Consider the following 23,968-nt stretch of genomic DNA (forward strand, 5'->3'; position numbering starts at 1 on the left):
TTATTTAACCTCCTGTTTTTCAAACCAATTAGCAGTAACAATTAGTAACAAAGCAAACAGAATAAGGGACAGAATAATTCCAATTGGAATCACACTTGGATTTAATAGTGATGATCCCATTTCTACCTTAAGTCCATTTGGAAGATATCCAATAACAGGACACATAATACGAGCTGTCCAGCTATAAGGACAAATCCACCACATTGATGTTATTGCAGTCAAAGCACTCAATATAAAACTACCTCCAACATTTATCAAAACAGCCCCTAAAATTCCCATTTTTTTTGCTAAAAACATACAAAATGGAATTTGCCATAAAGATGTAACTGCAATCAAAATACCTGAAACAAGTGCACGAAGAACTGGCACAGTAATGGGGAACTTGTAACCTGCTAAAATAATTCCCACTGACAAAACCATACATGAGATAGTCATATAAATCCCATTCACCAAAACTTTTGAAATCCATATTTCTTTTAGTGAAATTGGCAAACCAAATACAGCCCTGTAGCGTAACTTTTTTTCCTCTTTTTCATTAGTCATCACTGCCATTATTGAAATATATCCTGGTAGTATCATCATGTACCACCAATTAAAGCTATTGGCTTGAAACCATTCCCATGATGAAAGCGCCATGATAAAAGTAACCATAGGTGCAATAAAAATCAGTTTTTTTATGAATGTTCTTTTGCATTTTAAATTTTCAGCCTGTAAATATTTAAGCATTATAAATCCTCCTTCCTATTCTTTTTCACAACCTCTGTGAAAAGTACTTCCAAATCTTCTCCAGGATTAATTTTGCCATTATACCCGAGTACCCCATTGCTTATGATACCGATGTGGTCTGCAATAAGTTCAACCTCACTTAATATATGGCTAGATAGAATAACTGTCATTCCCTGCGCTGGGAAAGAACGTATTAACTCTCTTAAGTCTTGTATTCCAATAGGATCAAGACCATTTGTAGGCTCATCCAAAATTAGCAATTTAGGTTTATTTAGTAGTGCAATTGCAATTCCAAGCCTTTGCTTCATTCCCATAGAAAACTGTCCTGCCTTTTTCTTTCCTGTACCCGTCAAATCAACTGTTTCCAATACTTCCTTAATACGAGAATCTGGCAGTCCTAAAAGAATAGTTCGTACTTTCAGGTTTTCAACAGCCGTCAAATTTTCATAAAGAGGTGGCGATTCAATCAAAACTCCTATATCAGAAAGATCCTTCCTACTCCAAGGATGTCCTTCGAAAATTATTTCTCCTGATGTTGGATGAAGCATTCCCGTAACCATTTTTAACAGAGTTGATTTTCCGGCACCATTGGGTCCCAGTAATCCATATACAGAATTTTCCGTAATGGACAAGGAAATATTGTTTACCGCACACTGTTTTTTAAAAGACTTGCAAAGGTCTTTTGTTTGTAAAATGTAATTATTCTTATTCATACTCTTAATCATCTTCCTCTCATTTACTATAGTTTTATAATACTAAGTAATTATAAGGATTCTATAAGGATTTCAAAATTTCTTCTTCTACATCATAATCTGCGTATAAATGCCAAAAGGTATATAGACTAGCTAAAAAGCTAGTCTATATACCTTTTGTAAATCATACTAAACAAAGTCATCTTACCACCAATAATTCCTTTTCCACAATAAAAATCACATATTAAGCTCTATTTATTTTTTAGGCAATTTAACTTCTACCTTTGTTCCCTTACCATAGTCACTTTCAAAATTTAATTCACCTTTATGTAGGTTTATTATTTCATTTGTTATTGCAAGTCCCAGTCCACTTCCTGATTTCTTAGAGCTTACTTTGTAAAACTTTTTAGTAATATTTTTTAAATCTTCTTCACTTATTCCTATACCATTATCTTCTATGGTTATTGCTATATTCTCCTTATTCTCTACATAGTGTATACAAATTTCATCCCCCTCATTTGTAAACTTCAATGCATTATCTAATATATTAATAAAAACTTGTTTTAGCCTGTTTTTATCTCCATCAATAAGTGCAGTTTCATAAATATTATTAGTTAACATAATTCCATTCTTCATTGCTCTTGGCTCTAATTCCATAATTATATTTTTTAAAAGTTCACCTATATCAATTTTATTTATATGAAGAGTAATCCTACCAGATTGAAATCTTGAAAAGTCTAAAAGTTCCTCAACCATCAATGATAATCTTTCACTTTCTTCAACTATAATATTAAGTGCCTCTGCTTTTTTAACCTCATCCGTAAATTCTTTTCTTTTTAATGTTAATGCCCAGCCTTTTATAGAGGTTAATGGTGTCCTAAGTTCATGAGATATTGATGATATAAATTCATTCTTCAACTTATCATTTTTTAATATTTCCTCGGACATATAATTCAAAGTATCCGCCATTATACCTACTTCATCATTATATTTTTTATCTACTCTTATTGAAAATTTACCACTGGCCATTTCATTAGCTGCATTTGTTACAGTTTTTAATGGTTCTATAATAGTTTTAGACATTATGATGCTCAGTATTGCTGTGGCTAAAATAACAAGTACTCCTATTAACAGAAATATGAAAAATATATTTGTAATCAGTTTATTTACCATTTCCATTGACGTTATAAATCGTATAACTCCAACTGATCTACCACTTGATATTAGAACCTTTGAAACTGCCATTACACTTTCGCTGTTTTCTTTATATTTGCCCTTGAATACTGCTATTTCTCCATTTAGTGCTTCATCAATATCTGGTGATTTTATCTTTATTCCAGTTGAAACACCTTTACTATCATTAATTACTACTCCATTTATGTCCACTATCTGAATTTGCGAGTTTGTTAAATAAGATAAATTATCCATTATGTCACTAGATGCCTTTGAAATATCTGTACCCACAGAGTATTTTTTGTAAAAATTACTTGATATCTCAGCTTGATTTTTTAATGTATTTTCAATGCTATTGTAATAATATTTTTTTATACTAACCATAAATATAGTCTCAAATATAACTACAATTAAAATTATAAGTATTAAGTAACTTACTGTAAGCCTGGTCTTAATACTTTTCAATGCGCTGCCTCCTCTCATTTCCCAAACCTGTATCCCACTCCCCAAACCGTTTGTATATAAATAGGTTTTGATGGATTATCTTCTATCTTTTCCCTTATTCTCCTTACATGCACATCAACAGTTTTTATTTCCCCAAAAAAGTCCTCTCCCCAAGATAAATCTAAAAGTTTTTCCCTAGAAAGTGCTTTGTTTATATTTTCCATAAATACTTCTATAAGTGAAAACTCTCTAAAGGTGAATTCTATTTCCACATCATTTTTATAAAATTTTTGTGATGATTTATTAAGTTTCAATTGTCTATAGGTAAGCACCTCAGAACTAATGTTATTTCTTTTTGTTTTTCTTAAATTAGCATTTATTCTTGAAATAAGTTCCATAGGATTAAAAGGCTTGACCATGTAATCGTCAGCCCCAATATCTAGCCCTATTATTTTATCCATATCTTGTGCCTTTGCTGTTAGCATAATTATACAACAATCATAACCCTTTTCCCTTAATCTTTTACATACCTCATACCCATCTATATTAGGTAACATTATATCCAGAATTACTACATCTGGTTTTTCAGCTTCATACTTAATTAACCCTTCTTCCCCTGAGGATGCTTCTATAACTTGAAATTCACTTAAAGATAAATTCAAGGTTATAAAACCCCTAATATGTTTTTCATCCTCAATAACAAGAACTTTTTCATTCATTTGCACACCTGCCCCAAATCATAATCATTATTCTACTTTCTGCAACTACTCTACATCGCCTTTTACAAGTTCATGTTTAAAGTACTCCTTATTTTCAAGGGTTTTAATTACATTTAAATATTTTTCATGATATTCCATTCCCTTTTCATCTTTTTTCAAGTTATAATATGACTTTGAAATTTCCAAATAAATATTTGCTAAAACTTTTTCATCATTCATATCGTTATTATTTGCTTGTAGTTTCTTAAGTTGTTTTGCTGCTATATCTTCCAAAACATTCTTCGCCTCATCATATTTTTTAAGCCCATTTAATGACTGTGCCTTTAGCAAATTAAATTGAGCATCATCAAATGCTTTAAATGTTCCCTTTTTATCATTAGTAGCATCAATGCCTTTCTTTATAGAGTTAAGCGCATCATTATACATATTTGATTTTACTTGTGAATCAGCTAAAAAGTACCAAAGTGTAACATCCTTAGAATCTTTACCCATTGTATCTTTATAGTATTTCACTACATTTTTGAAGTATTCTGGATATAAATCTTTAGCATAAGTAAATTTTCCACCATCAAATCTAATTAAGTCAATTCCATAGGATTTATCTGGTCCATATACTTTCCATCCTGCAAAAACGAATCCCTTTTTATCATTTTCTAAAGAAGCATTTAATATCTCCATCTTATTCCATGATCCTAAATCTACTTTATTCATTTCACCATCATTAACCGTAAATAAGTTATAGTTCACCCCTGCAAGGGTAGAAATGAGGTTTCCAAACAGCAATGTTTTTTTACCATTTCCATATAAATCTATAAATTCACTTTTTAATATATTATTTCCTTGACTTTTGTACTCATAAATCTTATTCCATTTTCCGTCTTTTTCTTTAATTACTACAAACCCCTTTTCAAAGGATTCTGGAATATCAAAAAATCCTATGATTTCATCTTTTTTATCATTATCAAGATCCACCTTAATAACAGGCTTTTCTGTAGCTATCTTTGATACATCTACTAGCTTTGATTTGTTAGGTAAAAATCGTTTTGCTATTGCGTTTATGTCTTCCTTTTTAACCTGTGATTCTAAAATTTTAGGTGACTTTATTAATGCACTTGGAGTTGATGCATTGCATCCCCCTGTAAACATTAAAGATGCCACTAGTGATAAAATTATTATAGATTTTCTATTCATATAAAACACCCCTTAATTATTTTTTTCTTTCTATGTTTCTATTCTAAACCTTATTTAATATTAAGTAGTTACATAGAAGTAAAGAATTGATAAGGGACTGTCTCAAAATAGAAATTAACTTCTATTTTGAGATAGCCCCTTTTTTCAGAGATGCGAAAACTTATTTTAAACAACAATTTTTATATTTCTTACCGCTGCCACAGGGGCAAGTATCATTTCTGCCAACTTTAGTATTTAAACCCTGTTTATTAATACTTACAATTGGCTGCTGGTGATTTTTTTTTGTTTTTGAAACATTCCCTGGACTATGCCCCTTTAACCTCCACTGTGTAGAATTATTATAAACAACAATAATTAAATCTATTGGTTGTTTTAACTGTTCTAAATTTTCCACTTCAAATTTCACTGAAAATTCTTCTACTATCTCATTAAATTGATATCCAATTTTAAACTTCAATTTAATGACTTGTATGTACTCTAAAACTTGGTCTTTTGAAACTTCAAAATTATCACATAGAAAAGTACTTAATTCTCTATCATATTCATTCAATTCCACAAAATTAAATTCAGAGGCATTTAATACTTGCTCTTCATTAAGGGAAAAATAATTAATGTTACTTTTCGTATCTTGCTGGGTAATTAATTCCTCAGGATCCCTAACTTGTTTAGAACACCAATAATCATTATGAACGTACACTTCATCATCTTTTTTAAAACTTTCATAAATAATATTAAAAGTATTAACCATAGGGTCATGTTTTTTAGTATAGTTAGTTATCATATCATGAGCCTTTTGGAAAGGTAACACCCCATAATAAAACAGAAGTCCCTTTAAAAGCTTAGTTACCTTTTCATTTTGCTTTATTTCTGAAACAATATTTAGATTGTTTATTAATGCACTAATACTCATTAATATATCTTCAGGTATAAAAATATAATTTTCATCATTGTTATCTTTAAAGCACCCTATTATACCAAATCGTCTTAAATAAGATAAAACATCAGAAAATTCATCTTTATATTCTAGTATCCCATTATGTTTCATCATATTTCTAAGCAATTTATATTCACTATCCGTGAATTTCTTCAATATTTCAGGAAGTAATGCTTTAATATTAGCATCAAGAGCCATAGCAAGCTTTTGCTTATTTAATGAGCTAATCCCTGAGATACATAAATCCTTCCTTACCTCGTCCAGATCATTTTTAGTATATGTAGCAAGCGTTTCATATAAGGATACTTGTTTGTTTAAGCTTGTAAACATTTTGCAAAAGTTATTAGCATTTAATTGATTTATATTCATTTCTATCACCACCACTACATACATTATTAACTTTTATAGCTAATAAATCAAGTATTAACCTAATTAATATTATTCGTTCCACTAATTTTTGGGATTTGATAGTTAATAAATTATTACAACTTAAAATTTCTCATTGAATTTTGGAGCTCAGCGGCCATCGTAGTTAAATTTTCAGCAGCATTAGCTACTTCTTTCATTAATGCTGTCTGCTGCTCAGAACCAGCTGCTACATTTTGAGAGTTCCCTGATGCCGCACTAGATATTCTCGATACATTTTCAACACCCTCAAGCATATTATGAGTACCTGCACTTATTTCTTCTACTACTGCCGATACATCTTGCATTTCAGATGCCATATAATTAACATCATGCAATATATCACCAAATGATTTACCAGCCTCATTAACCTTCTTAATCCCATCATCTACCGCTAAGGTGCCATTATTCATAGCTTTTACTGCATTTATAATTTCATTTTGAATTTCATGTATTAACCCAGAGATATTTCCTGCTGCCTCTGCCGATTGCTCTGCGAGTTTCCTTACTTCATCAGCAACAACGGCAAATCCTCTACCTTGCTGCCCTGCTCTAGCCGCCTCAATAGCTGCATTTAAAGCTAATAAATTAGTTTGCTCTGCAATAGATGTTATTGATGATACTATGCTTCCTATTTTAGTAGACTTATCTCCGAGTACTGAAACTACCTGCGAGGAAACAGCCACTTTCTCACTAATATTATTCATATAATCAATAGCAGAATTTATAATCTCATTACCTTTTTCAGCTTTAGTAGATGTAGCTAAAGAAGCACTGGTAACATCTTGTACATTTTGTGATATTTGCTCTATGCCCGTAAATATCTCTTTTGCTATTCTTGATGCATCAAGGGCAATCACTACCTGTTCTTCGCTTCCCTGAGCAACCTTTTGAATAGCTAGTGATATCTCTTCTGCCGACTGCTGGGTTTGGTCTGAACTTGCTGTCAACTCTTCTGATGTTGCTACAACCTGTTCTAAGCTTTCTATAGTACTCATAACTAACACTCTTAAATTATTAGTCATTTTATTTAAATTGCTTCCCATCTCCCCTAGTTCATTTTTATTATTAACCTCTAACATTTTCGTTAAATCCCCTTCTGCAATAGCAAAAGAAAGGTCATTTACTCTCTTTATGTTTCTTGTTATATATGAGCTAAATAAAAGAACTACAACAATAACTAAAACCGAAGCCACTAATAGAATTGCAATAATCTTTATTAATAAACTTTGAAGTGATGCATAAAGTTCTCTTTCGGGCATTACTAATGCAACTATCCATCCGGTTTCAGGGATTGCTTGATAATAAACCTGTTTTTTACCATCTACATCCTTGTACCCAGCATTACCATTTTTATCTTTTGTAATTTTTTTCCCAACCTCAGCTATATCTTTATCAGGATTGTCAGCAATCTTCATTTTCATTATCTTTTCAGCACTACTACCTGCTAAATATGTACCATCACCACTTAAAAGCACGGCCTTTCCAGTGTTGCCAACTTTGATTTCAGATATTTTCTTTTGAATTTGTGCTAACCCCATATCAGCAGTAGTAACTCCAATAAAATTATTATTGTCATCATAAAATGGCGCTGTAGCTGTTACCATAGCAACCTTAGTTACAGGATCAACATATGCAGAGGACCACACAACGACCTTATCAGTATTTTTACCTAAAGTATACCATTCTTCTTTAGTGTACTCATATTGTGTTGTTATGTACTCATCTGAATATTTTGGTTTTCCATTTTCTTTAAATGCATATGGAGAAAAATACTTTAAAGTTGCATCATATTTATAAGGCTCAAACCATATTCCCAGTCCGAAAGTATCTTCATTTGTACTTATACTCTTTTGTGTAATAGAAACAAATTTATCTTTTTTCATTATTTTACCTAAAGATTCTACACTTCTCGATATTGAAGCCGGAATTTGGCCATGTTTTTCTAAGTCTGTTTGAATGGAGTTTACTGTTTCCTTTAATTGATGATTCATTTTTTGCTCAATCTCAGTATTTATCGTTTTTTTCGAATTACTATAAGCAAAGATTCCTATAGCCATAAAAGTTATCAAAAATACTGGTAAAATTGAAGCCAATATAATTGTATTTATTTTTTTGGCTTTATTAAAAAATTTGAAATTTGTATCTTTAGTCTTTTTCATATTTTTCCCCCAATATTTTTTTGTTTTATTATATTATCGTTTTTATTTTGAAATTCTTTAGACATTTATTTACCATAATATTGGTAATTAAAAAAACTGCTGAAATATTTGGTTATATTTCAGCAGTTCCACAATCCTTAATATAAAATTAAATACTCATCAAAAACTTTACTTTCTCTATTAAAACATTTTATACTGTTATTTTCAACATCTATCACAGAAGTTTTTTTATTGTTTACGCAGGCAATTAAAAATTTCTCTTCAATGTAACTTTGAATGGTTCCCAAATCATTTGAGTAAGTATAATTAATATTTCCATTAATAACTTCTTTCATTTCAATTTTATTATTTGTCAAATTCTTAAGTTGGAAAATAGATTTATACTTATCCTCTAAGCAGCATATATATCTAACATTCTTAATTCCATCTTCCTCATCATATTCTTCAGGCAATTTTATTGTTTTCTTTGATAAATCCTGTTTATTAATCATAACCAAAACATTTAATTCTTCCTCTCCAAAATCTCCCACAAGATAATATATATTATTTTCATCAGTTCCAGAAAATATCTCAAATCCTTTAATGCCCCTTGATTCAATATCTATAAAAGATATCTTCTCTTTTCCCATCTTAACCTCTGATAAAAACGTTTCCAAAGTAGAATACTTAAGGCAATCCTTGTAAAAGAATTTTTCTTTTTTTGGTATCTTATTCATATGATCATCCATATATATTTGTTCTTTTTCAAAAGATTCCAAATAATTTTCTTCATACACCACACACATCTCATTCATTATTGTAGTTTTAAAGAAAACAAGGCGAAATCCTCTTAAAAATTCTTTATCCTTTATTTCATACTCTTCCCCATTATTAATATTATAAAGGATACCCCTATCATAACCATAATGATCTTTACCGTAATCAAAGTTTTCAAAATCATACACTTCTTCTGGTTTATAAAAAACTAAAATATGATCATTATCTAAAACCTCAAATTCTAAATTTGGATACTTGTTATCCATTTTAAATTCAAAAATAGTATCTATCTTTTCATCTTCAATACTAATCTTATTTAAAAAATACTGATTTTCAAATAATTGCTTTTTCATAGTTATATAATAGTGTGCATCTTCTCCCTCTATCTTTTTTTCATGAAAGGCATCCACTAATATTGGGTACTTATCCCTATCAATTTTACTTATTTTTTCACTCTTAATATTATAAAAATAATAATTTAAAATTCCTGACTCAGTAAATGGATACTCCTTAAACTCTTTGTTTTCACTAATTAATAGTAAATCACCATATTTGCTAATTGGTAATAACTTGTTTTTTGAATATCTCTTCAAATCTATAATTTCCATAAATCCACCCCTATATATAAATAATTTAAGAGCAATGCTCTCCATAATGATTATTTACATATATTGAGATATTAATCATATTTTCTATAATTCATTATACTCTTCTGAATTTTTATACCTTTTAATTAATTCCCGTTTAACAAGCCAAAGTTCCAGTGATAAATCCACGTAGTATTTATGGGGATTAGAAAATCTTCTAACTTCCTCCCATATGCTATCTACTTGAGTTTTGCAATAAGTTCTTATTTCTTCTATTGTTGGTAATTCATATACACATTCTCCATTAAGGAAAACTGGAACTTGAAGCTTTTTAGCATAAAAATTAGTTACTTTTTTCTTCTTCCAAATAGAAACTGGGTCAAAGATAGTATAAGGTGCTGATTCATTTATAGTTTCATCTGCCAATGTTATAACATCAGCAATTGCCTTATGTGTGTTCTTATCGTACAATCTCCAAATCATTTTGTATCCTGGATTAATGATTTTTTCTTCATTTTCACTTAATTTAATTCTTGGCGAAATCTCTCCATTTTCTTCAACAGCTACTAATTTATAAACTCCACCAAATACTGGTTCTGATTTAGCAGTGACCATTCTTTCACCAACACCAAATATATCTATTTTAGCATCTTGGTTTAATAAATCCGTAATTATATATTCATCTAGGCTATTTGAAGCCACTATCTTACAATCTGAAAGTCCAGCGGCATCCAGCATTTTTCTTACTTGCTTTGAAAGATATGCAAGATCTCCACTATCCAGCCTAATTGCTTTTAACCTCATTCCAATTGGTTCTAGCACATCTCTCGATACTTTAATAGCATTAGGAATACCACTTTTTAAAACGTTATAAGTATCAACAAGCAGTGTGCAGGAATCTGGGTAAGTTTTCGCATAGGTCTCAAATGCCTTATATTCATCCCCGAATAATTGTATCCACGAATGAGCCATGGTACCCATTGCAGGGACTCCAAACATTGTTTCTGCCATTACAGTGGCGGTACCCGCAACGCCTCCAATATAAGAAGCTCTAGCTCCCATTATAGCTCCATCAGCTCCATGTGCCCTTCTTGCTCCAAGTTCCAAAACTGGTCTTCCCTTTGATGCTCTAACTATTCTATTGGCTTTAGTAACTATTAAACTTTGGTGATTAACTGTTAATAGAAGCATTGTTTCAATGAGCTGTGCATCAATTACCTTTGACTTAACAGTTACAAGTGCTTCATTTGGAAATACTGGTGTTCCTTCAGGTATAGCATAAACATCCCCAGTAAATTTAAAAGTTAATAAGTATTGTAAAAATTCCTCTGCTAACATTCCTTTGCATCTCAAATAATCAATATCTTCAACCGTAAACTTTAGTTTTTTAATAAAATTAATAAGTTGCTCAAGGCCAGCAACTATTGAGTAGCCTGCTCCATCTGGATTCTTTCTGTAAAACATATCAAAATACACAATAGTATCTGAAAGCCCATTTACAAAATATCCATTTGACATTGTTAATTCATAAAAATCCATTAACATTGAAAGATTTCTTTCATCTTTAATACTGAATTTGTCTATTGCATTACTCATTTGCATCTTTCTCCTTAAACGTATTCTTTATTTTATAATACTTTCAAATATCTATAATTTTGGCGATTTTGATTTTTATATCCTTATAGTATCGTATCAATTACCTCTATGCCATTGGACTTCATTTCCCAAAGAGATATAACTTTCATCAAATCTCCATCATGAGTTTCAAAATCAAAAGTTTCTACTGAATCAATTGGCACAATAATTCTTCTATCAAGATTCTTTTCATTGAAATATGTTTTTAATGTTTCTGCGAAATGCTTAACACATATATCACTGGAGCATCCTTCTATAATATAATTTTCGATTTGCTGCTCATTTTCATCTAGCCACATTTTAAATTCTGGCGCATGAAATCCATTAGTACTATTCTTATGAATTATTGTGGTATTACTATGCAATGTAGCTCCACAATTCAATGAAGGTATGAGCTCTGCCTCTTCACTATTTTTTATGCAATGCTTTGCGTAAGTTTTAAACTCTGTAGAATCTTCATCATGTTGTTCTAAAAAGAATATCTTCTTATAACCATATGTTCTTTCATTAATAGCAACAATATTATCTATAATTCTTACAACTCTCGGTGAAGACATTATTCCTGTATGAACAAATCCATTCACCATATCTACAACTATTAAAGCTGTTTTTTCTTTAGGTAGATCAGCTAAATTAACTACTTTCCCCCTTATTTCATTTTCCATATCAAATATCTTATTTATCATTAAATTTATCATATATATCATTCCCTCTCATATATATCTCGTGTAGCACATGCTACACAGATTGATTTTACTTATTTTATCTTTATTCCTCAAAAAAACTGTGTTCCCATCCTTCATTAAATCTATAACAGATTGCAGGTCTTCCTGAAGTTAACTTTTCTTTTTCAGTCTTTACTACCATTTTTTTAATTTTTCTTCTGAAATTGGCTCTTGAAAATGGTTTTTCTACATTTAATATTGCCTCATAAAGTTTTTGAGCTTCTCTTAGTGTAAAATACTCTGGTAAAAGAGTAAACGCTATTGGTGTATATTCTATCTTGTTTTTTAATCTTTCAATAGCATAATATACCAGATCAATATGATCAAAGGCAAGTTCCTCTTTACTCCATTCTAGTGGTTCATAAGTGGGTACTTTTATTGAAATAATTCCATTCTTAATAAATCTCTCAGTGACCAGGTACCCTATTTTAATATCACCCTCATCAGAAACAAAGGTTAAATTGTAAGAATCAACTCTAGAAGTTCCTGAATTATTAGAAGAAATAAAATCTTTTCTTACGGTAAACCATTTAGCCTCTGTAGCATCATCTCCAGCTATTGGCTTAATACTCGCTTTATTAGCTAGGGCCAAATAAGCTATTGAAATAACCCTCATTCTTGGATCTCTTTCTACAAGATCACCGAAAGTTTTTAACTGTTCAAAATATATGCTATCAATATTAGTCTCTTCTTTTAATTCTCTAGAGCAAGCAGCACTTAAAGCTTCATCAATATGTACAAACCCTCCTGGAATAGCATAGCAGCCAAGGTATGGGTGGTCTGCCCTCTTTATTAAGAGTATTTTAAGTGCTTTATCAGGATCTTTTTTCTCTACAGGTACGTCATCAACCGTAAAAAGTAACATATCCACTGTATTAGATGGTCTATCATAATTTTTTGGTATATAACTGTCTAAAAACTCTTTTTCTGTTAACCCGTCTTTATTTCTTATATTTATATTTCTCATAATCATTTTCCCTTTCTTATTTATACTTTTTATTTTATGACTATGTACGTCAATATGCTTTGTATTACTTTGATACTATAACCTTAGCACCATTATAATACAAAGTCAATACCTTTTCTACTTTCTTCTATTTATACTTATAATTTATTAACTTAGTATAAATTCAGCATAATTCATTAGTTTTTTACTCCTATAACCTTTAAAACCTAGCTTTTTTTTAGTATAATGTTCATTATAAAGCTCAAAAAGGAGAAGATCATTTATGTATTGTTCTAAATGTGGTTATGAGTTAGAAGATGGCACAAATTTTTGTAGGAAATGTGGTAGTAAAAACATATATAATAATTTAATACCTAAGGAAAGAAAGTCAACTTTAAACGCAAATATCACTTCAAAAGAAAATAATATTAACCAAAATAATTTAAAAGTATCTAATTTAAACGAAACTAATTCAAACGAAATAAATAGTAAACAAACTACATCAAAAGAAATTGGTACTAAACAAACTAAACATAAAGGTTTTATTATACTTGGTATTTTAATAGTAGTATTATCTGTAGGCTTTGGAAGCTATTATGTATCGATTTCAAAATTGCTCTCGGATAATTCTAAAAATTCAGAGAAGACTTCCACCAAAAATAAGGTTATTCCTAATAATAAAACCACTAATAGCTCTGAAGTAAAAAAAGAAGTTGTTCCACCTAAAAATAGTAATGATATAAGTAACATTAATTCCCCTACCTATTTTATTTTCCCTAAAAGTGAAAGTGAAAAGCTTTTAGATTCTGATTTATCCCTATTAAAAAAAGAAAACTTAACTTTAGCTAGAAATGAAATTTATGCTAGGCATGGTTTTATATTTAAAACAGAAGCATATAGAACCTATTTTAATAAGAAATCTTGGTACAGTGAAAACCCTAATTTTAAAGGGTCTGATGAAGAATTAACTGATGTAGAAACATATAATATAAAAATAATTTCAAAATATGAAAATAAATAAAAACCAACAACAATTAAAAAGAGTATTTAAATTAGAAAAAGGGTAGCAATTTTGCTACCCTTTTTCTAATTTAAATATTTTGTATATTTCATTTTTTACTCAGTTGCCATCATTAATCTTTTAATCTTTCTACCAATTCCACTAATTCTTCCATACTATCTACAACATAGTCAGGTTCATACTTTAGGAGCATGTCCATAGGTAGAGCGCTCCACCCAACAATTACGGAGGTAATCCCTGCATTTTTTGCGCATAATATATCATAGGGACTATCCCCAACAAGCATGGTTTCCTCTGCTTTTCCTTTAAGTTCCTTTAAAGCCATAAATGCTGGAGTAGGGTCTGGCTTATGTATCTCTGTGTTATCTGCTCCTACAATACTTTCAAAGTAATCCACTAGTCCAAAATGATTCAATCCTCTCATGGCGGAATCATTTAACCTTGAAGTTACAATTCCCAGCTTATAGCCTTGATTATGAAACTCTATTATCCCTTCCTTTACACCACTGCGGATGGTAATTAGCTTTTCAAAGTTTCCAACTTGAAAACTTCGATACGTTTTAATAGCTTCATCGCTAACATCACCAAACTCCCTGTCTACTGTAATTTTTAAAATTTCCCCAAAGTTTTTAATAATTTTTTCTCTATCTACCTGTTTATTCAAATGTGTTTGATACGTATATTGAAAAGATTGTATAATTAATTCATTAGTATCTACTAGTGTCCCATCAAAATCAAACAAAATATTGCGAATGGCCATAATTTTTTCTCCTTCTTAGCTCCTGAGCAGCTGAGTTATTATGATGCTTTCATTTTAACAAAAAACCAGCTGTTTTAAAAGGAAAACTTACGCAACAAAAAAACTGCCAAAATATATATTTTAGCAGTTCCCTTCACTGACCCTCGCCATTTTACTTATGTTTTCTTTAAATTTCCTCAACTTAAATTAGAATTGTTCTTCTCTAAATTTTATCTTTTCTAATGAAACTTATCATTCATATAAGGTACCTCATTAGTCCATACCTTCTCTAAATAATCCTTTTGCTTCACTATATTTTCCTCAAAATTTTCTACTGCATCTTTAGTAAGGTTACCTACATTTTCAATATTAACAACCTTTTCTTCAACACATTTTTGGTTCATAAAAAATCCTCCCTACTAAATTGATTTTTTAAACATCTATATAATATAACAAGTAAAAGATGTCTATTAGTAGTATATCCCATAAGTTGATATTTTATAACATTTCATACCAAGGTCTTTTCGGAGCATAAAATAAAAAAGCAGGAATACCTGCTTAAGAATTAAATTGACCATATATTTTTGCACATCTTTGTATTTATTTAAATTAATTTATAGATTTTCCCTTTTGATAATGACAACTTCCTTATGTATACTAGTTAAATCTCCAATAAGTGTTCCAAACATCGAAATAAATGTATATATAAAGCACCAAATTAGAAAACCCGAATTAAATATGGTAAATGATGCAATAACCCAAAATACAAAATTAATCATTAAAATAACAAACATTTTTTTAAATATAAGTTGCATTATTAAAGATGTTATAAGGACTAATACTGGGTATGTGAATAATCATTTCCATTGATTCATTAGTGTAAATATTAAAGATATTAATCATATCCGTATCACTGCCTTTAATTATTCTAATAGTTAAAGTTTACTTTTTATTTTTATATAATACAACTCATAGACCTCATAACATATATTTTAGTACATAAACGGAATATAAAAGGTAAAAAATATAGAGTAGAAACTGCATGCAGTGTCTACTCTATATTTCTTATTCGTATATAACTTTACTAACACTACGAAGTCTACCTTTAATAGGTGTCTCTTGTAACTGCTGGAATACTAATTCACCTTTATTATTTAATATCTCAACAAAGGTGGATATATCAATTATATTGATAATTCCTATATCACCCTTTGTCATGCCCTCAATACTGCAAAGAGTGCCTACTATATCCATGGCCCTCATCTTTGTTTTCTTACCTGCATTAATATGTAATTTCATAATTTCTTTACTGAGCTCTGCACCTTTTGCTTCTTTAAGTTCAGGTGTAGTATTCATCTTGTCTTCAAATTCTTCTTTGGCATCATTTACAGTTTCCACTTCCGGTTTTGTCTTAAGTGGAATCTCTTTACCGATATATTCTTGTATATCCTCTAAAAACCTGTTTTCATTTGGCGACGAAAAAGTAATTGCATGACCAAGCTTACCTATACGCCCAGTTCTTCCTATCCTATGAACATAGCTTTCCCTATCTTCAGGTATATCGTAATTAATTACAAGTGAAATATCATCTATATCTATGCCTCTGGCTGCAACATCTGTAGCTACCAAATATCTAAAATACCCCTTCTTAAAATCATTCATTACTATTAATCTATCACTTTGTTCCATTCCACCGTGAATTTTCTTACAAGTATAATTGAGATTTACCATCTCACTATAAACCTCATCTACCTTGATTTTTCTATTACAAAATATCATACAGCTATCTGGGTTTTCTACTACAGTTATATCTCTTAAAAGCTTTATTTTGTCCTGTTCATTTACGTTATATCTTTCTTGGCTTATATTATCTTCAGCTTTATTTTCATCTTCTATGTCAATACGTACGGGATCTTTCATGTACTTGCTACATAGTTTCTCTATATGTTTAGGCATTGTAGCTGACAATAACATGGTGACACGATATTTGGGCAAGCTATTTATTATGATTTCAATCTGATCTACAAATCCCATATTAAGCATTTCATCAGCTTCATCTATAACAAGATACTTTATATTTGACATATCTATTGTACCTTTATCCAAATGATCTATAATACGACCAGGTGTGCCAACTACCACATGAGTTTTTTGTTTAAGTTCTTTTTTCTGATTATAGAAAGAGTCCTGCCCATAAATTGCGGCTACTTTAAGTCTTTTAAACCTACCGATATTAAAAATATCTTCTTTGACTTGGATAGCAAGTTCTCTTGTTGGTGTAAGAACTAATGCTTGAGGTTTATTTTCTTCCCAATCTACAAGCTGACAAATAGGAATGCCATATGCTGCAGTCTTCCCGCTGCCAGTTTGTGACTTTACTACTACATCCTTTTTCGCCAGTACAGCAGGTATAACCTGCTCCTGCACCTTTGTTAAATCTGTGAAACTCAGCAGACTAATTGCTTTTAATAAATCACTGCTTAATTTAAAATCTTCAAAATTTGCTTTTTTCATTAAATCATCTCTTTTCTTATATTTCCACTACTATTATAACCCTAGCTTATTTGTTTCTTTGCTTCTTTTTAGTAGCTTTTACTTGCTTTTTTTTACCTTTATTTTTATTGTTTTTTTTCATCTTATTAATTCCTTGCATAAATACAGATTTAGAATCACTACTCTCCTTAATAAAACATCTCCAGCATCCTAACTCTTCTATGGTATCCATAACAAATGAATATCCTTCATCTTTTAATTTCGGGAATTTTTCTTTATCATGGATTTTAATAGCACCATCCACTTCTTCTAGGGATATGCACTCCACGTCAACTAATTCATCTTTATATGCTTTTTTTATGTACTCATACAATTCACTAGGACCAACCTCACAAGAATCATATATAAGCTCATTCCAAACTTGTGAAAATTCTCTTTCAAGTTTTCCTTCAAATAGACTTTTATAGAAGTCCAGAACTTCACCTTGAGATATAACACCTTCTCCCAGTAACACAATAAATGATTTAATAGCAGCACATCTAACATATTCATTAACATTGCTATCTTCCACTAATCTTTTTATTGGATCCATATCGCTTCCACAAACGGAAGCTAAAATTTTATGTAAATCCTCCGTAAGAAAATCCCCAAAAATATCATCTGGAATTTCCTTTGGCATACTAACTAAATCTATAATACGCATAAAACTTTGTTTTTCTCTAAACTGTGCTAATAAGAATGTTGCATATATATGTGCAAAATAATTATGTTTTTCTAAAATCTCCTCATAATTTTCTTTGGCATTTTTTAATATTTCAATTAATTCTGGTATATATTTTTCTCTATGGTTTATTATTTCCTTTAATTGGGCTTCTGGAAACTTACCATTATTATATTCAATTTGTTTAATTAATTCATTCATTATAATAAAACTCCTTCTTCATTTGAATTTTTCCTAAAATATCATTTATTACTCACAGAAGGGACTTAACTCCCTAATGGACCTATTATATTATATCCTTTTTTCTTACTTTATGCACTAATGATTAATAGTTTTGTTTGTTAATTATGTTACTACTTAGATACTATTTTGCTGTAGATCCTGAATGGAATGTTTGTCTAAAGTGTGGCTCTAAATTAAAACAACTATAAAAAAGTGCTGTAATTCCTTAAATTAAAGGAATTACAGCATTTTTAATATTTAGGATGTGTTCTAAACACTAATTCATATACATTTAAAAGTAAAGATATCATATATGACTGAATTAAAACCATTAGACATGATTCTGCAATTCTAGGAATCCATAAAACCATGAACCCAATACTTGAAAGTCCAGGTACAAATAATATTAAAAGATAAGTATTAATAGATGAAATTACTATTGTAGGCAATCCTATAGCTAACATCATTTTAATATAGTTGTCATACAATTTATTTTCAGTATTGTTTCTCTTAATCAAAGTATTAATAAATAGAATTAAAAAACCAAGCAGTGCAATAACTTCCAGTCCGATCCCAATAAACTGAGTTTTCTTTCCCAGCAAAAATACCAATTTTCCTAAATATGATTTTGGAAATACAAATATTACAACATTATTAATAATTCCTATTAGTCCTAAAGTTACGAAAAAAGAAATATAGTGTTTTACTAATTTTTCAGCATTAACAATCTTTGCGTATCTCCATATTAGTCCCGGAATAAATCCTGAAAGCATTGTTGTTAAAGTAAACAGCGGAATATAAGGTCCCATAGGTTTTAGAATATATGCAAGAATGTCCACAATGCCACCAGCAAATGCACCATAAATTGGCCCATAAATAATTCCAGGAAGAATATAGAAAATTCCATCAAAACTAATTCTCATAGCTCCTACACCACCAATTGGTATCATTATACCCATTGACCTTATAATTACGGCAATTGCAATAAAGACAGAAGTTGAAACCAAAATTTTTGTACTCATCTTTTCTTTCATTTAAATACCTCCAACATATTAAAAACAACCTGAAGTAAATGATAATCTACCTCAGGTTGATGGTTATTGTATCCTTTTACATAACTACTTTGCTAAGTATTTGTTTTTCTCTTTCAACTACATTCGTTTCAAGAACAGAAACTTTTTTTTCAAACTCAGCTACAAATTCACTATCCTTGATTGAGGATAAATTTATTTTCACATTGTATAGTGCTGCTAAAACTGCACTTCTTGCCATCATAGCAGCTACAGCACCATCAGTTACTGCATTTTTATTTCCATGTTCTACTGCTTTTTCTGAGTAATCCATAAGTTTATATGCATCTTCTGCTATCTTATATGGAGTCTGAGATGCATACTTTAATGCATTTTGAATAGCTTCTTTTCTTATGGTTTTTTCTTCATCATTGTCTTTTGGTAATTTAAAGGAATCCATCACTCTGTGAAAAGCCTCTGAATCCTTATCAATATACCCTACAAATTTTTCTTTGTATATATTAGCTTGTTCATAAACTTCTTTCATTTCTACTTCATAACTTTCATAACCTTTTTTGCCAATAGTTAAGCTTGCAACCATTGAGACAAGCGCTGCTGCAGATGAAGCTGCTAGTGCCGCAATGCTTCCACCTCCTGGTACAGGACAATTTTGTGAAGTTTGGTCAATGAATTCTTTAACACTTTTATCAACTAATAACATAGTGATTTTCTCCTTTCTGCATCTTATTAAAATAATCCTGTTATAACTCCATTTTTATCTATATCCATCTTTTCTGCTGCGGTAACTCTCGGAAGTCCTGGCATAGTCATTATGTTGCCAGCTTCGCACACAATAAATCCAGCGCCTGCAGAAGCTCTTATCGTCTTTATTGTAATCTTAAATCCTTTCGGAGCGCCGAGAAGTTTAGCATCATCAGACAGGGAGTATTGAGTTTTAGCAATGCATATTGGCATCTTATCTAGCCCTAATTCTTCAAGTTTTTTTATCTGCTTTTTAGCATTTGCTTCAAACACTACTCCATCTCCACCATATATTTCGCGAACAATTGTATCTATTTTTTCTTTTATAGAACTATTTACATCATAAATAGGTTTAAAGTTTGACTCCTCAGTTTCTATAAGTTTTACAAGCTTCTCAGCCATCTGAGTTCCGCCTTCTGAACCTTTAGCCCATACTTCATTAAGTGCTACTTCAACTCCAAACTCCTTGCATTTTGCTATAAGAAGTTCTATTTCACTTTCTGTATCTTTACTAAATCTATTTACTGCAACCATCACAGGTACATTGAATTTCCTTATATTTTCAACTTGTTTTTTTAAGTTCTCAAATCCACTATCAAGAGCTTCAAGATTTTCTATTCCTAAATCTGCTTTAGCTACTCCACCATGCATTTTTAGTGCTCTTATAGTAGCAACTATAAGAGTAGCCGCTGGTTTTAACTCTCCATATCTACATTTTATATCAAAGAACTTTTCTCCACCAAGGTCCGCACCGAACCCTGCCTCAGTTACTAAATAATCACAAAGTTTAAGTCCAAGCTTTGTAGCTATAAGACTATTGCATCCATGAGCTATGTTTGCAAATGGTCCACCATGTATTATTGCTGGTGAATTTTCTAATGTCTGAACTATATTGGGCTTTATAGCATCTTTCATCAAAAGAGCCATTGCTCCATTAACCTTAATATCCTTTGCAGTTACTGGATCACTATCCATGTTATAAGCTACTATTATTTTACCAAGCCTCTCTTTAAGATCCATTAAATCCTTAGAAAGACAAAGAATAGCCATAACCTCCGATGCAACACTAATCATGAAACCATCTTCTCTTGGGAAACCGCACACTTTTCCACCAAGACCAACAACTATATTTCTAAGAGCTCTGTCATTCATATCCATAACTCTTTTAAATACAATCTGCCTAATATCAATTTTCAGGATATTACCTTGATGAATATGATTGTCTATTGCTGCTGATAACAGATTATTTGCTGCAGTAATAGCATGCATATCTCCTGTAAAGTGGAGATTAATATCTTCCATAGGAACTACTTGAGCATATCCGCCACCTGCCGCTCCTCCTTTAATCCCAAACACAGGTCCCAGTGAAGGCTCTCTTAATGCTATACACGCCTTTTTCCCTATTCTATTTAAAGCATCTCCAAGACCAATAGAAGTTGTTGATTTTCCCTCTCCTGCTGGTGTTGGAGTGATTGCTGTAACAAGTATCAGTTTCCCATCTTTTTTATCCTTTAATCTATCAAATATACTTAAAGAAACTTTTGCCTTGTACTTACCGTAAGCTTCTAATTCATCCTCTTCAATTCCTAATTTTTCAGCTATTTTTGTAATTGGTAGCATCTTAGCCTTTTGAGCTATTTCAATATCACTTGGAACGATATTCATATAATTCAACTCCCCATCATATTTAATAATATTTTAGAATTTACTATTCTGACAGTCTCTTTTCAAGTACTTGGCTTATGTCAAAGTTTTCTATTTGAAGGTAATATTCAGCACAATCTATTAGTGCTTTCATAGGCACAAGTCCAATAACTTCACTACCTACAACTGAAACACCATATCTCATAGCTTCCATTTTAACCATTTCATGAGCTCTGTACACTGCTGTCTTTTCATAATTTACAAGGTTCATAGAAATCTGTACTATATTTCTCTCATGAAGTTTAACACCCATAGCCTTTACAAATCTAAGTCCTCCGCCTATAAATCTTACCTTTTTACCAATAGCAGTTGCTATTTCCATATTATCTGTACCTAAGTTAACATTGTATGCTACAAGGGGAAATCTAGCTCCTATAACTGTACATCCACTTTTTTCATTCATTTCACATGGGCCAAAATCAGGTTTCCATTCTGGAAGTTTTATTTTTTCAAAGAAACCTTCGTACTGTCCTTTTCTAATATTGGCAAGATTTGTCCGTTCCTTACTAGAAGCTGCATCTTCGTAAAGATAAACAGGTATGTTTAATTCACTAGCAACCTTTTCCCCAAGCTCTTTAGCCATTTCAACACATTCCTCCGTAGTAATATCCTGTATTGGAATAAATGGAACCACATCTGTAGCACCCATTCTTGGATGAGCACCTGTATGATGCCTCATATCTATAAGCTCTGATGCTCTTTTTATTAACTTAAAAGCAGCATTTTTAGCATCTTCAGGTGCAGCAACAAAAGTAACAACTGTCCTGTTATGATCTTTATCTGAGGAATAGTCAAGTAATTTTACATTTTCTGTATTTCTAACCTCATCAAGTATACTTTCGATTATCTTCTTATCTCTTCCTTCACTAAAATTCGGAACACATTCTACTAATTTTCCCATATTATTATATCTCCTTTACCACTGTATTTTTTATATTCCTATACATTAACAACTAAATTTCCATTTTTAATTACTTTCTCTACAATATTTATGCCAGTATTATATGGTATAAAATTATAAGAAGGATATTTTAAAATAATAATATCACCTTTTTTACCTGGGTCTATGCTCCCTATGGAATCTGCTCTACCCACAGCAGCCGCGCCGTTTATTGTAAGCGCTGTTATAGCCTCTTCCATACTCATCTTCATATATATAGCTGCCACTCCAAATACCAAAGGTATTGAATATGTAAAACAGCTTCCTGGATTAAAATCTGTTGCCAGTGCTACTGCGCAACCGCTATCAATTATTTCCCTTGCCCTTGCATATGGCTCTTTTAAGCAAAATGCAGTACATGGAAGGAGAGTAGTAATTACCTTTTTCTCTGCCATGGCTTTTATACCCTCATCTGACGCATGCAATAGATGGTCAGCTGATATTGCGCCAACTTCTGCTGCAAGCTCCGCTCCCCCAAGAGTTACTATTTCATCTGCATGGAGTTTAAGTTTAAAACCCATTTCCTTTGCTTTTGAAAGAAGTTTTCTTGATTCCGCTACAGAAAAAACTTTGTCTTCACAAAAAACATCGCAAAACTCTGCAAGATTTTCATCTTTAATTACAGGGAGTACCTTCTTTATAATAAAGTCAATATACTCATTGTTTTTTCCTTTGTATTCAGGTGGAACTGAATGTGCACCTAAAAATGTAGTTACCACGTCCATAGCATGTTCTTCGTTAAGACTCTTCATAACCTTAAGTTGCTTTATTTCTGTGTCAAAATCAAGGCCATAACCGCTTTTACCTTCTACAGTTGTTACTCCAAGCCTCATCATGTCATTAAGCCTTTCAAACCCTACATTATAAAGTTCTTCATAAGAAGCATTCTTTGTTGCGTTTACGGTGTTTTGTATTCCACCGCCTCTCTCCATTATATCCATATAACTGTCGCCACGGAGTCTCCAAGCAAATTCATCTGCCCTGTAGCCACCAAATATAAAATGAGTGTGAGAATCTACAAATCCTGGAAGTACACATTTGTTAGAGGCATCTATAACTTCATAATCCTCTTCATTGTAGATTTTCAATATTTCCTGCGTAGTATTAACAGCTTTAATTATGCCGTCTTCAATGACAAGTGCTCCATTTTCAATGGTATGAAGGTTTTTCATTTCTTCACCGCATTTTGCTTTGCTACCACTGCAGGTAACAAGCTGCGAAGCATTTTTTATAAGCATATTCCCTTTTTTCATAAATTCAT

The 23,968-nt window shown here is 31.1% G+C and carries 21 protein-coding genes and 1 pseudogene; 1 reads left to right on the plus strand and 21 read right to left on the minus strand.

Annotated features, from left to right (window positions below):
• From KPL51_RS01035 to KPL51_RS01085, 11 genes are all read right to left on the minus strand, one after another.
• Entirely contained in the window at positions 1-726 is a 726-nt protein-coding gene (locus tag KPL51_RS01035; RefSeq protein ID WP_216155991.1) for a lantibiotic immunity ABC transporter MutE/EpiE family permease subunit, read from the minus strand.
• On the minus strand, positions 726-1,439 hold the full coding sequence (locus tag KPL51_RS01040) for a lantibiotic protection ABC transporter ATP-binding protein (protein ID WP_216155995.1): 714 nt from the start codon (positions 1,437-1,439) through the stop codon (positions 726-728). The genes KPL51_RS01035 and KPL51_RS01040 overlap by 1 nt, the downstream gene beginning before the upstream one ends.
• A gap of 234 nt (positions 1,440-1,673) precedes the next feature.
• Complete coding sequence (locus tag KPL51_RS01045) at positions 1,674-3,056, minus strand: sensor histidine kinase (protein WP_216155997.1); 1,383 nt, start codon at positions 3,054-3,056, stop codon at positions 1,674-1,676.
• 14 nt (positions 3,057-3,070) lie between these two features.
• Complete coding sequence (locus KPL51_RS01050; RefSeq protein WP_216156000.1) at positions 3,071-3,754, minus strand: response regulator transcription factor; 684 nt, start codon at positions 3,752-3,754, stop codon at positions 3,071-3,073.
• Between the two features lie 45 nt (positions 3,755-3,799).
• The gene (locus KPL51_RS01055; RefSeq protein ID WP_216156003.1) at positions 3,800-4,945 is read right to left on the minus strand and encodes a tetratricopeptide repeat protein; all 1,146 of its coding nucleotides are present in this window, start codon (positions 4,943-4,945) and stop codon (positions 3,800-3,802) included.
• Positions 4,946-5,105: 160 nt separating this feature from the next.
• Positions 5,106-6,248, minus strand: coding sequence for an SEC-C metal-binding domain-containing protein (locus tag KPL51_RS01060; RefSeq protein ID WP_216156005.1), 1,143 nt, complete (start codon positions 6,246-6,248; stop codon positions 5,106-5,108).
• Between the two features lie 113 nt (positions 6,249-6,361).
• A complete protein-coding gene (locus tag KPL51_RS01065) occupies positions 6,362-8,446 on the minus strand; it encodes a methyl-accepting chemotaxis protein (protein ID WP_216156008.1) in 2,085 nt (694 codons plus the stop codon).
• A 137-nt stretch (positions 8,447-8,583) separates the two neighbouring features.
• Positions 8,584-9,810 (minus strand): hypothetical protein, encoded by a 1,227-nt coding sequence (locus KPL51_RS01070; RefSeq protein WP_216156011.1) that lies wholly within the window; start codon positions 9,808-9,810, stop codon positions 8,584-8,586.
• An 84-nt stretch (positions 9,811-9,894) separates the two neighbouring features.
• Positions 9,895-11,385, minus strand: coding sequence for a nicotinate phosphoribosyltransferase (locus KPL51_RS01075; protein WP_216156013.1), 1,491 nt, complete (start codon positions 11,383-11,385; stop codon positions 9,895-9,897).
• Positions 11,386-11,468: 83 nt separating this feature from the next.
• Positions 11,469-12,122, minus strand: coding sequence for a cysteine hydrolase family protein (locus KPL51_RS01080; RefSeq protein WP_216156015.1), 654 nt, complete (start codon positions 12,120-12,122; stop codon positions 11,469-11,471).
• Positions 12,123-12,192: 70 nt separating this feature from the next.
• Positions 12,193-13,116: an NrtR DNA-binding winged helix domain-containing protein gene (locus tag KPL51_RS01085; protein WP_216156019.1), complete on the minus strand. Its 924-nt coding sequence runs from the start codon at positions 13,114-13,116 to the stop codon at positions 12,193-12,195.
• 262 nt (positions 13,117-13,378) lie between these two features.
• On the opposite strand from KPL51_RS01085, the gene KPL51_RS01090 reads away from it, so the two are divergent.
• Positions 13,379-14,116: a YARHG domain-containing protein gene (locus KPL51_RS01090; protein WP_216156022.1), complete on the plus strand. Its 738-nt coding sequence runs from the start codon at positions 13,379-13,381 to the stop codon at positions 14,114-14,116.
• Between the two features lie 112 nt (positions 14,117-14,228).
• On the opposite strand, the gene ppaX is transcribed toward KPL51_RS01090, so the two are convergent.
• From ppaX to hutI, 10 genes and pseudogenes are all read right to left on the minus strand, one after another.
• Positions 14,229-14,876 carry a pyrophosphatase PpaX gene (gene ppaX / locus KPL51_RS01095; protein ID WP_216156025.1) on the minus strand — a complete coding sequence of 216 codons (648 nt, stop codon included), beginning with the start codon at positions 14,874-14,876 and terminating at the stop codon, positions 14,229-14,231.
• Positions 14,877-15,094: 218 nt separating this feature from the next.
• Positions 15,095-15,259, minus strand: a complete 165-nt coding sequence (locus tag KPL51_RS01100; RefSeq protein WP_216156028.1) for a hypothetical protein — start codon at positions 15,257-15,259, stop codon at positions 15,095-15,097.
• 210 nt (positions 15,260-15,469) lie between these two features.
• A pseudogene (locus KPL51_RS24435) lies at positions 15,470-15,700 on the minus strand (DUF2651 family protein); the annotation flags it as partial.
• Between the two features lie 220 nt (positions 15,701-15,920).
• Positions 15,921-17,369 carry a DEAD/DEAH box helicase gene (locus KPL51_RS01110; protein WP_216156035.1) on the minus strand — a complete coding sequence of 483 codons (1,449 nt, stop codon included), beginning with the start codon at positions 17,367-17,369 and terminating at the stop codon, positions 15,921-15,923.
• Between the two features lie 46 nt (positions 17,370-17,415).
• Positions 17,416-18,270 (minus strand): DUF1186 domain-containing protein, encoded by an 855-nt coding sequence (locus tag KPL51_RS01115; protein ID WP_216156038.1) that lies wholly within the window; start codon positions 18,268-18,270, stop codon positions 17,416-17,418.
• 272 nt (positions 18,271-18,542) lie between these two features.
• A complete protein-coding gene (locus KPL51_RS01120) occupies positions 18,543-19,325 on the minus strand; it encodes a folate family ECF transporter S component (protein WP_216156041.1) in 783 nt (260 codons plus the stop codon).
• A gap of 76 nt (positions 19,326-19,401) precedes the next feature.
• Complete coding sequence (locus KPL51_RS01125) at positions 19,402-20,022, minus strand: cyclodeaminase/cyclohydrolase family protein (RefSeq protein WP_216156044.1); 621 nt, start codon at positions 20,020-20,022, stop codon at positions 19,402-19,404.
• Positions 20,023-20,048: 26 nt separating this feature from the next.
• Positions 20,049-21,728 carry a formate--tetrahydrofolate ligase gene (locus KPL51_RS01130; RefSeq protein WP_216156047.1) on the minus strand — a complete coding sequence of 560 codons (1,680 nt, stop codon included), beginning with the start codon at positions 21,726-21,728 and terminating at the stop codon, positions 20,049-20,051.
• Between the two features lie 43 nt (positions 21,729-21,771).
• Positions 21,772-22,668: a glutamate formimidoyltransferase gene (gene ftcD, locus KPL51_RS01135; RefSeq protein ID WP_216156050.1), complete on the minus strand. Its 897-nt coding sequence runs from the start codon at positions 22,666-22,668 to the stop codon at positions 21,772-21,774.
• A 38-nt stretch (positions 22,669-22,706) separates the two neighbouring features.
• Positions 22,707-23,960, minus strand: a complete 1,254-nt coding sequence (gene hutI, locus KPL51_RS01140; protein WP_216156053.1) for an imidazolonepropionase — start codon at positions 23,958-23,960, stop codon at positions 22,707-22,709.
• Between the last annotated feature and the right edge of the window lie 8 nt (positions 23,961-23,968).

It is taken from the genome of Clostridium bowmanii (assembly GCF_018861315.1).
Lineage (GTDB): Bacteria > Bacillota > Clostridia > Clostridiales > Clostridiaceae > Clostridium_AD > Clostridium_AD bowmanii.